General features: G+C 72.7%; 8 protein-coding genes. 1 reads left to right on the top strand and 7 read right to left on the bottom strand.

From position 1 onward, the window contains the following. Positions 1–36: 36 nt before the first annotated feature. The 7 genes from VZL07_RS17265 to VZL07_RS17235 all read right to left on the bottom strand — a co-directional run bounded on the left by VZL07_RS17265 (position 37) and on the right by VZL07_RS17235 (position 13,161). Positions 37–2,247, bottom strand: coding sequence for a hypothetical protein (locus VZL07_RS17265; RefSeq protein ID WP_426756644.1), 2,211 nt, complete (start codon positions 2,245–2,247; stop codon positions 37–39). A gap of 3 nt (positions 2,248–2,250) precedes the next feature. Then, the gene (locus tag VZL07_RS17260) at positions 2,251–6,969 is read right to left on the bottom strand and encodes an MG2 domain-containing protein (protein ID WP_426756642.1); all 4,719 of its coding nucleotides are present in this window, start codon (positions 6,967–6,969) and stop codon (positions 2,251–2,253) included. Then, on the bottom strand, positions 6,966–8,558 hold the full coding sequence (locus VZL07_RS17255) for a hypothetical protein (protein ID WP_426756641.1): 1,593 nt from the start codon (positions 8,556–8,558) through the stop codon (positions 6,966–6,968). Before VZL07_RS17255 ends, VZL07_RS17260 begins: the two co-directional genes overlap by 4 nt. Then, positions 8,555–9,214: a DUF1175 family protein gene (locus VZL07_RS17250; protein WP_426756640.1), complete on the bottom strand. Its 660-nt coding sequence runs from the start codon at positions 9,212–9,214 to the stop codon at positions 8,555–8,557. Before VZL07_RS17250 ends, VZL07_RS17255 begins: the two co-directional genes overlap by 4 nt. Before the next feature lie 29 nt (positions 9,215–9,243). Continuing rightward, positions 9,244–10,140, bottom strand: a complete 897-nt coding sequence (locus VZL07_RS17245) for a DUF2135 domain-containing protein (protein ID WP_426756639.1) — start codon at positions 10,138–10,140, stop codon at positions 9,244–9,246. 253 nt (positions 10,141–10,393) lie between these two features. Then, positions 10,394–11,101, bottom strand: coding sequence for a translation initiation factor IF-3 (infC, locus tag VZL07_RS17240; RefSeq protein ID WP_426757305.1), 708 nt, complete (start codon positions 11,099–11,101; stop codon positions 10,394–10,396). Positions 11,102–11,496: 395 nt separating this feature from the next. After that, positions 11,497–13,161 carry a carbohydrate-binding protein gene (locus VZL07_RS17235; protein WP_426756638.1) on the bottom strand — a complete coding sequence of 555 codons (1,665 nt, stop codon included), beginning with the start codon at positions 13,159–13,161 and terminating at the stop codon, positions 11,497–11,499. A gap of 78 nt (positions 13,162–13,239) precedes the next feature. Here VZL07_RS17235 and VZL07_RS17230 point away from each other — a divergent pair, with 78 nt between their 5' ends. Beyond that, positions 13,240–14,301, top strand: coding sequence for an ATPase, T2SS/T4P/T4SS family (locus VZL07_RS17230; protein WP_426756637.1), 1,062 nt, complete (start codon positions 13,240–13,242; stop codon positions 14,299–14,301). The last annotated feature ends 36 nt before the right edge of the window (positions 14,302–14,337 follow it).

Below are 14,337 nucleotides of genomic sequence, written 5' to 3'. Positions count from 1 at the left end.
AAGCAGATAGAGCCACTAAAAAGTTTCTACCTGATTTCACCGCCCATAGGCGTTTTCGAGCAACACGTCGCTGCGAACGCCCGCGGCCTTGGCGGCCTCGACATCCAGGCCCTCACCGTGGCCCCGGCCACGGCCCTCGAACACCAGCGACGCGCCATGGAAGGACGCCGTGCGCGGGCACGAAGGCAGCTTCAGCCCGGCGCGCAACACGTCACACGGCAGCGAGCGCGCGGACTCGAAGGTCGCGTCGCCCTCCGTCTGCGTGCGCAGGTAGTTCACCCGTCCCGCCTCGAAGCGCAGCGACACCAGCCCGCGCCCCAGGAGCCGCTCCACCTCCGTGCGGGGCCGCTCCTGCCGCCAGGGCTCCTGCCCGCCCTGGGAGAAGGTCAGCCACCGGCGCCACTTCAGCGGCGCCAGCCCCAGCGCCTTCGCCTCCTCGGAGCGCACGCGCACGGTGCCGCGGAAGGCCTGACAGTGCGTGGTGTCGCAAACGGGGCGCCCCGGGTGACGGCTGTGGCTGTGTTGCTCGTTGTGGGCCACCACCCGCGCCAGCGCAATCCGGGCCTCGCCCGTCAGCGTCACGTCCTCCGCGGCCACCACGCCCGCGGTGTATTGCAGGCGCGTGGTGCGGAAGACGAAGTCCGAGCCGCGCCGGGCCTTCATCGCGCTGGGCGTGGTGGGGACGCCCGGAGGTGGCCGGTACGGCGGGGGCACCGAGGTGATGAAGACGCCCGCGTAGTCACGTCCCTCTCGCGGGCCTCCTGGGAAGCGCACGCGCCAGGGCGCGCCCAGACACACCGCCGCGCCGCGCCGCGTGAGTGAGGCCAATGGCGCCCAGGCCTCCGCGCCCGCACGCGGCACGCCGTCCTCCAGCGTGAAGCCCGCGCCGGGGCAGCGCGCCTCCACGTCTCCGGAGGGAAGCAGCCCCAGCACCTGCACACGCGCGGCGTCCAGGCCCGCCTGCTTGCGCGCCCGCGCGAGCACCCGGGGCACCTCGTCCGCGAACTGGCGGGGCATGGCGCCAGGACGCATCACCACCGCCACCAGGTCCTCGTCCACGGCGGCAATCCAGCCGAACTGGGGCCGGCTCGCGGCGTCGCGCACGGTGCCCGTCTTGGTGGCCACGCCGGCCAGCGCCCTGGACGCGGGCAGCTCCGACAGCGTGCCGCGCGCCGCGTTGTCCGCCAGCAGCGCCACCACGTCCGGCCGGGCCTCCGCCAGCAGCCGATAGGCCTGCGCCACGCCCCACGGCGACACGGCCAGCGTGGAGCGCAGGCCAATGGCGTCCGCCACGTCCTCCGGCATGCCCGTCAGCCCCAGCGCCCCCAGCACCGGCCCCCATGCGCCGAACGCCCTGGGCGCCGAGCCCCGGGCCTCCCAGTCCAGGAAGTAGCCATTGCACGAGCGCAGCAGCGCGGTGCGCGCGTCCACCTTCGCCGGCAGCCCTGGGCCACACGCCCACTCCTGCACGCCCGGGCGCGGCGGCAACACCGGGTGCTCCGCGCCCGCCGCGAACAGGAAGGGCTTGAGCACCGAGCCATAGGGCAGCGCGCGCCGCACGTCGCCTTCCGACAGCAGCACCTCGCCCGAGTGGCGACTCACCACCACCGCGGCGGGCGTGGCCGCGCGCACGCCGACACCCGCCAGCTCGTCGATGGACAGCGGCGACGCCCAGCGCGCGCCGTCCTGGCACTGCCGCAGCCTGCGCGACAAGGCCGGAGGGAAGCCCGCGGACTCACTCAGCACCCGCGCCAGCGCGCGGCGGGCCCGGGGCGTGTCCACCTCCGGCGCCACGGCCAGCTCCGACGCCGCGCGGGACAATGAGAGGTATGGCCCCTCCTTCCACGCGGGCAGCTCGCCGCTCACCGCCACGGCGAAGGCCTCGTGGAAGAGCCGGTCCTCGCTGGACTGGGGACAGGCCCACCACAGGAGCTGGTGCGCCAGCTCGTGCCGCAGCGCCAGCCGCAGCCGCTCATCCAGCACACCGGGCGTGTTCTGCCGCAGCTCCACCCACCCGGGCCGCCCCTGGCCGTTGCGCTGGGGCGTCAGCGCCGCGCCCTTCTGGAGGACGATGGAGGCCGGCGCCTTCGGGGGGACGCCGCCGGCCTCCGCCGCATAGCGCGACTCCAGCGCCTTCCACGCGGCCTCCGCCTCGCGGCGCAGCGCCGCCTCGGGCGTCACGTCGCCGCGGGTGACGAAGGTGGGGGTGGCCGCGAGCAGCACGGCCACCGTGACGGCCAACCCCATGGACTACAGGTCGCCCTGGCGCTTCTTCGAGGGCACCACCTTCAGCACGTCCGCGGCGGTGTGGCCGTGGATGCTGGCGGCGTACATGTCCTCGATGTGCGCGGGCGGCGCGGAGAAGGTGCCGGCGAACTGCGCGCGCAGCACGTAGCCCACGGTGCGCGGGCTGTCGCTCCACCACGCCGGCTCCTCGAAGAAGAAGGTCGCCCGCTCCGGGTCGAGCACGCGGCGCTTGAGCGCCTCAGGCACCAGGGGCAGCGAGTGCGGCGGGCTGCGGAAGGCCTTGTCCTCATGGAGCGGCACGAAGCCCGCGGGCACCGCGTCCTCCACCACGTAGTACGCGGAGCGCACCCGGCTGTCGCCGCGCGCGTCCAGCGTCAGCTCCACGTAGACCTCCTCGCCCTGGGCCACGGTGTCGCCCGCCTCCAGCCGCACCTTCCCGCCCTCGCGCAGCACGTAGTAGGCGCGCTGGATGGACATGCCCGCCGCCTTCGGCTGCACCGCGGACAGCGGGGTGAGCGTGGTGGCGCGCAGCGTGGCCACGCCGTCGAAGCCGCCCACGTCCACGGTGCGCGTGCCCGGCTCCAGCACGGCCACCAGCCCCAGGCCGCGCGGGGCGAACTTCACCGGCGCCTTCACGCCCTTCACCTCGGGCGCCTTCATGCCCTGCATCGCCTTCGCGTCCCGCTCCAGCAGCCACAGCGAGTGCAGCAGCGCGGTGCTCCGGTCGAAGGTGGACAGGTCCGGCTCGGACAGCAGCTCCAGGATGCGGCGGCGGGCGCGGGTGATGTCCAGCGTGCCGAACGAGGCCGCGTGCGCGGTGATGGCCGTCATGCCCACGCGCCGCAGCGGGAAGTGGAAGAAGGCCTCGGACTGCTCCAGCGGCTGGCCCGGGGTCAGGGAGGCCAGCGTGGCGTAACCCTGCGCGCTGCGCGACACCAGCGCGTTGATCTGGGACTGGAGCGCGGGCTCCTTCATGACGCCCGCCTTCTCCGCGGCCAGCACCGCCAGGGCCAGCGGGTACAAATCTCCGCCCTCCGCGCCCTGCACCAGCGCCCGCACGCGCGCGGCCTGCTTGGCGCCCTCCAGGCGCGCCAGCACGTAGGCGCGGGTGGCGTCGTACTCGGGCGGCAGGCCCTCCTGCGCCTCCAGCCAGCGGGCGCTCTCCACGATGCGCGGGTCGGCGCGGTCCACCAGCCCCGCCTCGGCGGCGTAGGCCAGGCCGTCCAGCGCGATGAGCGTCAGCGGCAGGCTCGGCGTCTCGTAGCCACCGAACCAGGTAAAGCCGCCCCCCTTCACCGCGAGGTCGAGGATGCGCGCGGTGCCCTGCACCGAGCGGCTGCGGGCCTCGGCCAGCAGGGCCTGGGTGTCCGTGTCCAGCTTCGCCAGCGCCCCCGCCTTCTGGAGCACCTGGTACACCGCCACGTTGGGCACGGTGGTGGACACCAGCTGCTCCAGGCAGCCGTACGGGTACGTGAGCAGCTCGCGCACGTTGGAGAGCGCCGCGTCCACGATGGACGGCTGGAGCACCAGCTCCACGCGGGACAGCGTCGCCTCCCTGGGCGCGGGCACCTCCAGCGCGCCGCCGCCCCAGGCGCTCACCTTCACCACGTCCTCCACCGCGGCCGGCGCCACCTCGAAGCGCTTGAGGTCCTTCAGCGGGTCCTTGCCGCCCGTCACATTCACCGCGAGCTGGGCGGCGCCCGTGGACGCGGCCTTGAGCGTCAGCGGCACCATCTGCTCACCGCCCTTGGCCAGCTCCACCTTGTGCTCCAGTTGGTCCGCCGTCAGCGCGCCCAGCGACGCCAGCTTCACGTCCAACAGCTGGCTTCCCGGCGACTTCTCGCCCGCGGACAGGCGCACGGAGGCGAGCGCCTCGTCGCCCTGGCGGAGGAACTGCGGCAGCGCGGCGTAGAGGTTGAGGCCCCCGCGCGTGGCGAACTCGGCGGTGCCCTCACCGAAGCGGCCGGAGGTGTCCGCCGCCACCGCCGTCACCACCCACAGCGTCTGGTTGGAGGGCAGCTTGAAGCGAACCGTGGCGCGCCCGTCCCGGTCCGTCACCACCGCCGGGTCCCAGTGCGCGGTGTCGCGCTCCAGGTCCTTCGTCTGGCGGCTGGGCGGCTTGATGGAGGCGAAGGCGTGGTCCGGCAGCCCCGCCATCTTCCGCGCCAGGGCCTCGCCGTAGCCGTAGCCCTGGAACTCCGACGAGAAGAAGTTGGACACGTTGTTGCGCGCCGGCGGGTAGAAGAAGTCGAGCACCTTCGGCCGGAACTCGCTCTGGATGGCGTAGACGGCCTTGTCCACCACGCCCACGGACAGCTGCGCCACCACGCCGCGGCCCTCGTGGTCCACCACGCGCACGTCGATGCTCTGCTCGGTGAGCGGCGTGGCCTCCGCGCGGCGGGGCTGCAGCTCCACCGTGAGGGTGCGCTCGCGCGGAATCACGCGGAAGGCCACCGTGCGCTCCTCCCAGCGGCCGGTGGCCGTGGGGTACGCCACGGACGCGTACACCGCGCTGCCGAAGCGCTTCTCCACGTTGAAGCTGTGCACCAGCGTGCGGCCCGTCAGCTCCACCACCTGCGTGTCGTAGAGCGAGGCCCCCGTGAGCGTCACCCACACCGGGCCCGCGTCACGGCCGCCCGAGCCCCAGCTGTCCGGCAGCAGCGCCACCAGCTTCGCGGTGTCCCCCGGCGCCAGCGTCCCCGACAGCGAGGCCAGCGTCAGGTTGGGCACCCGCGCCACCGGCTCGTCCGCGCCGCCGATGACGAGCAGGGACTCCTCGCCCTGCCACGTCTCGCCGTTCTTGTCCTTCACCACCACGCGCGCCAGCACCGTGCCCACCTCCGATGTGGGCACCTTCTCGCGGTGCGTGCCGTCCGCCGCCGTGGAGAAGGAGCGCTTGCCCAGGCTCTTCTCCGCGCCGTCCGCCTTGCGCAGCACGAACTCCACCTCGCCCTGCGTCACGCCGTAGGGCTTGCCCGCCAGCGTGGTGGCGCGCACCGCCAGCGTCGCCTCGCCGCTCTTGGCCACCACCGCGTCGGAGTAGCGCGCCAGGCCCAGCACCTCCACCTTCGACAGGAAGAAGGCGGACGTGGCGTTGGCAAAGGTCTCCTGGTCGTCGCGCGCGCGCACGGTGAGCGTGTACCGGTACGGCAGCCGCTCCTCGCCCGCGGCCAGCGCCGGCACCGCCACCTCGATTTCGGCCTCGCCGTTGGCGTCGAAGCCACTGGCGCTGGACCACGGGTCGTCATACGCGCCGCGCGCCTCCACGGAGGAGTACAGCCGCTCCGGCACGCTCAGCTTGCCCTCCGTGGTCGAGGCGCTGCCGTACGTCACGTCACTGCCCTGGCCGCCCTTGCCGGCGTCATCCACCCAGGCGGGCGCGTCCAGCAGGCTGCGGTAGAGGAACACCTCGTACTTCGTGTTGTCGGGCGTGCCGCCGGCATAGCGGCGGGCCCGCACCTTCGCGCGCAGCGTCTGCCCGGGCACCACCGTCTCCGACGCGGGCTCCATCTCCAGATAGAAGGTGGGCTTCACGTAGTCCTGCACGCGGGCCTCGCCCTGGTGCGGCTGCCCGTCCACCTCCGCCTCCACGCGCAGCACGCCGGTGCCCAGGTCCTCCGGCACCTTCAGCGTGCCGTGGAAGGCGCCGAACGCGTCCACCGCGGCGCGCGTGGTGAGGGCGCGGCCCTCCTGCGAGACGAGCTTCACCGTCACCTCGCGCTTCTTCGGCGTGAAGAGGCGCGCGAGGAAGGTGTCCGGCTGGCGCACCACGCCCCGGAACTTCACCTCGTGGCCCGGCTTGTAGATGGGCCGGTCGCTGTAGATGAACACGTCCGGCGCCACCGCCAGCGCGGAGTAGAAGTCCGTATCGACGATGGCCGTGTCACCACCCACCGTCGCGGTGGCGATGATGCGCGGCTCCGACACCTCCAGCGTCACCTCGCCCTTCTCGTTCGTCTTCCCCGCGGGGCCCTTGCCCTTGGGCAGGTACACCTGCACCTCGGCGCCCGCGCGCGGCTTCTGGTCCCGCCCCGCCACGCGCACCAGCACCTGGCCATCCGTCTGCTTGAGCTGCACCGTCAGGTCGCTGACGACCAGCACCACCTGCCCCTCCACGCGGCCCTGCACCAGCTGGAGCACGTAGGTGCCCGCGGGCAGCGGCGCCAGCGTGACCCGGCGCTCCTGGAAGCCGCTGGGGCCACTGGCGTAGAAGCCGGGGACGTTGAAGTCGCGCTCGGCGCCGCCCAGGTCCAGGTTCAGCCACTGGCTGCGCGCCACCTTGAAGCCCGGGGGCACGCCCACCAGGCGCTCCGGTCCCTCGGCCACCGTGGCCAGCGGCTCGCCCGAGCCGGGCACCTCCGGCGGACGGGGCAGCACGTCGCCCACCACGTCGCGGAAGCCGGGGTTGAGCGCGTCGAGCAGGAACATGCCCGGCGTGCGCACCGCGTTGAAGCCCCGGCTGAGCGCGCGGCCCGGGTTCTTCAGCGTGGGCGGCGTCTGGTACGCGCGCCGCAAGTCCCCCTGCGCGCGGATGAAGGCGTCCAGGTTCTCGGGCTGGAGGACGCGCAGCTCGACGGGGCCCTTGTCCTCGAAGGCGACGTCCACCGCCACCGGCTCCTGGCTGCCATAGGAGCGCGGCACGGTGATGTAGAGCGGCTTGGCCAGGGCCATGCCGGAAAGCACGAGCGCGGACAGGGCCGCCAGTCGGATGACGCTCTTCATGACCCGAAACCTCCAGGAACCAGCGAATCGCCCTGCACGGTGCCGCGCAGGCCCAGGTACGGCAGCGACTCCAGGTCGCGCCGCGCCGCTTCGATTTCCGGGGGCGCCGCGCTCGGCATGGGCGCGCCGCGGCTGACCCGGAACTCGGACAGGTACCCATCCATGGTGAGCCCGCTGAGCAGCCGGCCCGTGTTCACCCCGAAGGCCACCGAGGTGGGCGCGCGCAGCCCCGCCACCACCGGGCCCGCCGCGTTGAGCATGTTGGGCTGCTGGCCCGCGCAGGCCTTGCGCAGGCGCTCCAGCTCCGCCTCACTGGACGCCAGCACCACGTGGTTGCAGTGGGTGCCGCGCACCAGCTTGTTGTAGCCACCGGAGAACAGGCCCTCCAGCGCGGCCGCGTCCTCGGTGCGGCCCCACAGCACCGCGAGCTCCACGGGCAGCGACGCATCCCCGCGCGGCGTCCACACCAGCGCCACCTGCCGCGTGCGCGTGGGGCCCTTGCCGCCGCCCTCCTCCCAGTAGGCCTTGAGCGTCTGCGCATCCAGCGACTCGGGCAGCTTGAGCTGGAAGGCCAGCAGCACCGGCGTGTCCTCCGGCACCAGCTTGAGCAGGTCATCGGACAGCGGCGCCGCGTCCAGGCGCGCGGGGCCGTCCATCAGCTCGCCCGCGATGCCCCGGCCCACCAGCCGCCCCGCGTCCACGCCGAACTGGAGCCGCGTGCCCGGCGCCAGCCCCACCACGCTCGACAGCAACTGCACCTCACGGCCGTAGGCTTCCGGGTCGTAGCCCAGCTCGACGTCGACGCCGTCCTTCGCCTCCAGCTCCGGCAGGTCCGCGCACAGGCCGTGGAGCACGGCCACCGGGTGGCGCGCGAGCACCAGCCGGTCCTGGAGCCGGCCCGCCCACAGCGTCTGCTCCGCCACCAGCCAGCGCTTCATCTCGTAGGACGCGGCGCGGTCGCCGCCGGGGCAGTGCGGCGCCGTCATACCGCCGCGGCTGGCCACGCCGTCCAGCGCCTCGAACGCGGATGTCGCGGCCCGGCCCGGCCTGGGGAGGATGAAGGCGGGCGTGCTGGCCCGCGCGTCACCGGCGAACCACGTCACGCGGAAGGGCGCGTCCAGCAGCTGGCCCGCGAAGAGGTCCAGCACCGCGCCCTTGAAGCCCGCCTGGAGGTCCTCGCCGGTGGAGCCGAAGAAGGCGGCCCACGCCCCGACGAAGCCCTGCCCCAGCGGCTTCTGGAGCTGCTCGCGCAGCCAGGCGTTCCCCGCCAGCGCGTCGCGCACCTTGCCGGGGTGGTGCACGTCCACCCAGAGGGCGGAGGGCGCGGCGGTGCCGGGCACCTCCAGCGCCGTCATCGCGGGCTCGGGCATGCCCTCCACGCCGGCGCCCGCGCTGGGAGGCCCTTGACGCTCCCCGCCCAGCAGGTTCGTGGCGGTGCCGCCGCCGTCACCGGACGGCCCGCTGCGGCGCCCCAGCACGAAGGCGCCCGCCACGGCGCCTCCCACGAGGACGGTGACCAGGCCGATGAGGAGCGCCTTGGGCGGGCCGCTCCTGGGCGACGGGCTCGGAGGCTGGCTCGGAGATGTCATGACATCCACTCCTTGAAGCGGAAGAAGCCGAGGAAGGAAGCGTTCTGCGGCACCGGGCGCCACTCCAGCGGCGCCTCGGTGGCCAGGTGGTGGAGGACGCCGGTGCGCACCGCGGCGCCCTTCTCCCCCGGGTGGTAGACGACGCGCGCGGGCGCGTGGGCCCGGTCCTCCGGGCGCACCACCAGCATCAGGTGGAAGATGGGGCCGGCGTCCTGCTCCTGGCGGAAGGCGAGCACGTCACCGGTGCGCAGCCGCTCACGCGTGGCGTCGTCGCGGCCCAGGAGCTGGAAGCTGTGCTGGAGGAGCACCTCCGCGTCCGCGAAGTCCGACGGGCGGCCCCGGCCATCGCGCCACAGCGGCGTGGACAGGCGCTCGGGGGCCACTTCCTTGTACGCGGTGCGGAAGGCGAAGCGGATGAGGCCCGCGCAGTCACGCTGGTCCGGGTGCCACGCGGCGTCCTGCTTGCGCACCTGCGCCAGCGCCACGCGCGCCACCAGCCGCCGGAGCAGCACGTCGCGCGCCGCTGGCGTTGGCGACTCCGCGTCGCGGGGCTTGGCGTCCGAGGTCACGGGAGCGGGCGCGTGGCGCACCCCGGCCGTTCCAGACGCATGGGGCGCGGACGCATGCAGCAGCAGGAGGACGGGCAGGACGCGCATGGACGTGAAGGCCCCGGAGGACGGAGGCGTCAGTACTCGCCTTCGCCACCGCCGTTGGACTGGAGCGCCTTGAGGGCCTCGTCCAGGTTCTTCGGCCAGGCGGCGTGCTGGGGCTTCGGGTCCTGCGAGGGCACGTACACCTCCGCCTGCCCGTCACCCAGCATGTTCACCCAGGCCAGCACGCGGGTGGTGCCCGGCGTGGCCAGGGGGATGCGCACCATGCGGCGCACCTCATTGGGCGTGCCCTCGAACAGCGCGAGGTTGAGCGTGGCCACGGTGTGGGCCTTGTCGCCGCTGGGCCAGTAGTTGGTGGCCACCAGGTACACGCCCTTGGGCGGCGCGCGGTGGATGTAGAGGTAGGGGCCGTACGCCGGCTGGTCGAAGTCACCGCCCTGCGAGTTGAGGAAGAAGGTGCCACCGGAGGGGCTCGCGGTGTCGGCCCAGTAGACGTGCGCCATCTGCTGCACGTCGAGCGTGTCTCCCGCCGCGCTGGCGTCGGTGGGCTCATAGACGTGCAGGTCGGTGTAGACGCCGTCGGTGTCGCTGGTGAGGACCACCTTGAAGGGCACCGGCGGAATCTGGGCGTAGCTGGTGGCCTGCGCGCGCGCGGTGCCGGCCTGGTTGGTGGCCATCACCGTGACGACGTTCTTCCCGCTGGCTGCGGGGAACTTGCGGCTGAAGCGCCCGTTGTACGTGCGCATCAGGTAGCGGTCGCCGTTGATGGACACCACCACCGGGTCGATGGTGGCGTCGCTGACGGTGCCCTCGATGAGCATCATCCGGTCCACCGTCCAGCCACCCGACGGCGCGGACAGGCGGACCACGGGCATCGTCTTGCCCTTGCCAATGGGCACACCCTGCTGACGAGGATTGGCATTGGCCGCGGGAGACTGCGCCAGCAACACGGCGAGGAGGACAGGCAGCATCACGCGTCCTTGAGGAAAGGAGGTCCGCGAGCGTTCGCGAGCGGACAGACTGCGGCAGCAGCGCCCTCCTTTTCAAGTCGCCTGCCAGCCTCCCAGGCAGGCACACCCCGCTGATTCGGGCAGGACGTGCGGGCGAGAAGCCGCGCCCGGCGGGCTGCCCGTGGTGCGCCAGCCACAGCTTTGGATTCCCAACATCCGAGAGGCGCCACACGCGGTGGGAGGACACGGCCCACCGCGTGTCGGCGTCAATCCCTCATGGCGCCGTCGGGCTCTGCGCCTCTGCTGCGGCCGGCGCTTCCTTCTTCTCCTCGGCGCCATCGCTGGCGGCCGCGGGCTTGCCCGCTCCCGGGGCTCCCGGCGGAGGCGTCCGCTTGGCGGAGGCGGCGGCCTGGCGCACCAGCTCGCGGGCCTTCTGGGCCACCTTCGGCGTGGGCGCGAGGATCATGAACATCAGACGCCCTTCCATGCGGGGCATCTGCTCCACGACGGCCACGTCCTTCAGGTCCTTGGCCACGTCCTCGAGGATGGCCGTGCCCTGCTCCTTGTGCGTGATTTCACGCCCGCGGAACTGGATGACGACCTTCGCCTTGTTCCCGTCCTCGATGAACCGGCGGGTGTTGCGGACCTTGAACTCGTAGTCGTGCTCTTCCGTCTTCGGACGGAGCTTCACTTCCTTGAGCAGGACCGTGACCTGGGCACGCTTCGCTTCCGAGGCCTTCTTCTTCTCCTCGTACTTGAACTTGCCGTAGTCCATGATCTTGCAGACCGGTGGACTGGCCATGGGGCTGATCTCGACGAGGTCGAGCCCCTCGGTCCGGGCGCGTTCCAGGGCCGCCTCGAGGGGCATCACCCCGAGCTGGCTGCCGTCAGGACCGACGACGCGGACCTCACGGGCACGGATACGGCGGTTGGTTCTCTGGTCGCGGCTCCCGCCGCGGCTGCTTCTCTGTTCGCGAATGATGGTGACTCTCCTCCGAATTGGGTTTCAGGCCTGCCCACCCAAAGGTGTGGCAGGCAGGTCCGCGACAACAAGGGACCGTACACAGATGTGAAGCGCCCCGTCCTGCTTGGGACCTACGCCGGGCAGTGTAACCCGCGGACACAGGAGTGCATCCCAGTGCCCGCTCGCCCGGTAGGACAGGGAGCCCTGGGTGAACTTTCCTCTTTGGGGGACGGTAACGCCAGAGATAACGCCCGAGCCGTCCACCTGCCGTGGAACCATGCCCCCAATGTACCCCCCAGGGGCCACCCGGGGGCGTCCCCCACGCTCGGCCCCGGGGGCCGGGAATTGCCGGGTGGGAAACACACCGGCCCGGCGGGAACGTCCGGCTCCGCCCCCCAGCCCGGGACGCGGAGTCATGGCAGCAGGCCCACGCCCCGTTCCGCCCACTCGGTTCCAGGGGCCGTGCGCAGGTCGTCCACCGGGAGGGCCAGCCGCTCCCAGTCGGACGGGTTCTCCGGGGGCACCTTGTTCGTGTTCGCCCGCCGGGCCCGGTAGAGCTGCGCGTCGTGCATCACCAGCCGGCCGGCCGCGTACGTGACCTCCGGCGCGCCCGGGGCCAGGGTGGCCCGGTCCGTCCACAGCTCCAGCGCCCGGGTGGGCGTGCCGGCGGGCAGGCCGGTGTCCACGAACGCGAGGGGGACGATGTCCCCATTCACGTTGCCCGTGGCCGTCACCACGCCCGAGGTGCCACTCCCCCCGTTCAGCCCGTGGGTGAGCCGGCGTCCGCCCTCCCAGCGGTTGTCCTTCAGCGTGACGGGCGAGCGGATGCGGTTGTCGAACCCGAAGATGACGCCGGGGTCCGTGGTGCTGGGGTAGACCTCCGCGTAGCCGAAGTCCAGCCCCCGGAAGGCGTTGCGCTCCCACGTCAGCCGGCCGCTGTCCGCGGCGGTGCCCCCCACGTAGATGCCGAGGTTGAGCGTGTCCGCGAAGTAGTTGTCGGTGAACTCGACGTTCAGCGGCGCGTCCCCGCTCTCCGCGCCCACGAAGAAGTTCAGCAGCGCGGCGGCGCCGCCCACGAAGACGTTGTGGTGGAAGCGGATGCGGCCGCCCCGCACCTGGGCTTGCGCGTTGTGGTCCTGGTACGGCTGGAAGGCGGCGCGCCAGTCCAGGGCGCCGTAGGCGATGACGTTGTGGTGGATGTCCGCGCCCTCGCCCAGGTTCTGGAGCTGGAGCGCCTCCGTGCCGGTGCGCACCAGCCGGTTGTTGTAGACCTGGAGGCCGGAGCCCAGCGGCGTGGGCGCGCCCTGGGTGGAGCCGAAGTAGATGCCCTCGCTGGCGGTGTCGTGGATGTAGAGGTCGTGCAGCCGGATATCATTGAGCGGCGGCACGGTGCCCCCCGAGCCCGAGCGGTTGATGCGCAGGCCCGCGAAGCCGGCGCGGGTGATTTCGATGAACTCCACCTCGAAGCTGTGCGCGCCGCCGATGCCGAGCCCCATGTGGCCCTCGCTCAGGAAGGCGTCGTCGCTCAGGAAGCCATAGCGCTCGCGCGACGTGGCGTAGGCGCCGCAGCGGTGGCCGGGGAAGTCCACATGGCCGGTGCCCGACTCCGGGTCATAGCGGCCGGTGAGCACCCAGTGGGAGCCGCCGCTCATGGACCAGATGTAGCCCTGCGTGCTGCCCGGCCGGGGCCGCATGACGACCTGCCCGCCGCTGTTGGTGATGACCAGGGGCCGGGACGCGCTGCGCTGGGGCAGGTTGCCCAGGTTGATGAGCGTGTAGTTCCCCGCCGGGACGTAGAGCCGGTCCAGCGTGCTCCAATCCACCTCGGGGAAGCGCGCCTGCACGTCGGGGACGTAGAGCTCGCCGTTGGCGTTGGGGCCCGGGAGCGTGAACGTGTTGCCCGGAGGACCGAAGTGCCCGAAGGGCTCGCACTCCGACGTGCCCGCATCGCCCGACCCCGCGTCCGTCAGGCCCGCGTCCGGCGGCGTGCCACTGTCCGACGGGCCGTCCTCCGCGTCATCCGAACACGCCGTGGCCACGAGAGCGAGGAGGACGAGAGCGACGACGCGTCGTTGCATGGACGAGCTCCTGATGGGATGGGCGCTTCGGCGGGCTTTCCGTGAGAGAGTGGGCCGTATCCGCATCGGAGTTACATCATGAGTCCGACCCCCTCGCCCATCTCCACCGTGATGGCTGGACTGCTCGACGCCCTGGCCCGGGAGGGCCTCGCCGTCGCCGCGCCGCCCGCAGCGCAAACTTTCGATGAAGCCGCGCGGGCGCTCTACGCCATCGCCGGGCAGACGCAGGCGGCGCACTTCTCGGTGTGGGCCGACACGCTCGAGGACGGCCAGGACGCCGCGGGCCTCAGCTTCTTCTATGACGTCCCGGATGCGTCGGCGCAGCCGGGGCTGATTGGCGCGGAGAAGCGCGCGGTGCGGCACGCCCTGGACCTGTCGCTCCACGGGCCGCTCACGGAGGCGATGGCGGCGCTCGCGAAGCGCGGAGCCGATGCCCGACGCCCGAACCGCGGCAGCGTTCCCTTCCCCTTCGAGGCCGGCAGTCCGGAGGTGGAGTTCCGGGTCGTCTTCCAGCCGGGCGCGCTGGGCCCGTGGGTCATCTCCGTGGCCAGGGACCGGAGGACGCGCGACGCGTTCCCCGCGTTCTCCTCGCTGCCGCTGCCCGCCGAGGAGGCCGCCTTCCTGTCGGAGCGCTTCCTCCAGCTCGACACGCTCTTCCAGGGACAGCCGGTGCTCTTCACTGGAGCGCGGGGCTCGGGGCGGACGACCTCGCTCCATGCGGCCATCGAGGCGCTGCCGGACGACGTGCGCGGGCTCGCCGCGCTGGAGGCGCCTCGCGCCACCGACCTGCGCTTCGGCATCGTCCGGCTCGGAGGTGAGATGTCGATGGTGGGCACGCTCCGCGCGTTCCTGCGGCAGGACCCGGACCTGGTGTTCGCGGACGAGGTCCGCACGGACGAGGAACTGCAGCTGCTCGTCAACACGGCGATGACGGGACACGGCACGGTGGGCGTGCTCGAAGCACCGACGCCCGACGCCGCGCTCCAGCGGGTGCGGGCCGCGCTTCCCGGCGTCCCCGTGGCGCCGCTCATCGTGCACCACACCGTGGACGCACTGTCGGGCGCACGCACGGTGGCGCTGTACCGGGTGGCACAGGGCACATCGGAGGCGGAGCGCGTCGAGCGCTGGCAGCCGGAGTAAGCCGCGCACCTCGCCTCCCCGAGGTGTCACGGTCCG

This window comes from Pseudomyxococcus flavus, from assembly GCF_050038885.1.
Taxonomy (GTDB): Bacteria; Myxococcota; Myxococcia; order Myxococcales; family Myxococcaceae; genus Myxococcus; species Myxococcus flavus.
Note: the sequence above shows the minus strand (reverse complement) of the source record. Positions and strands in the feature narration are given on the sequence as shown.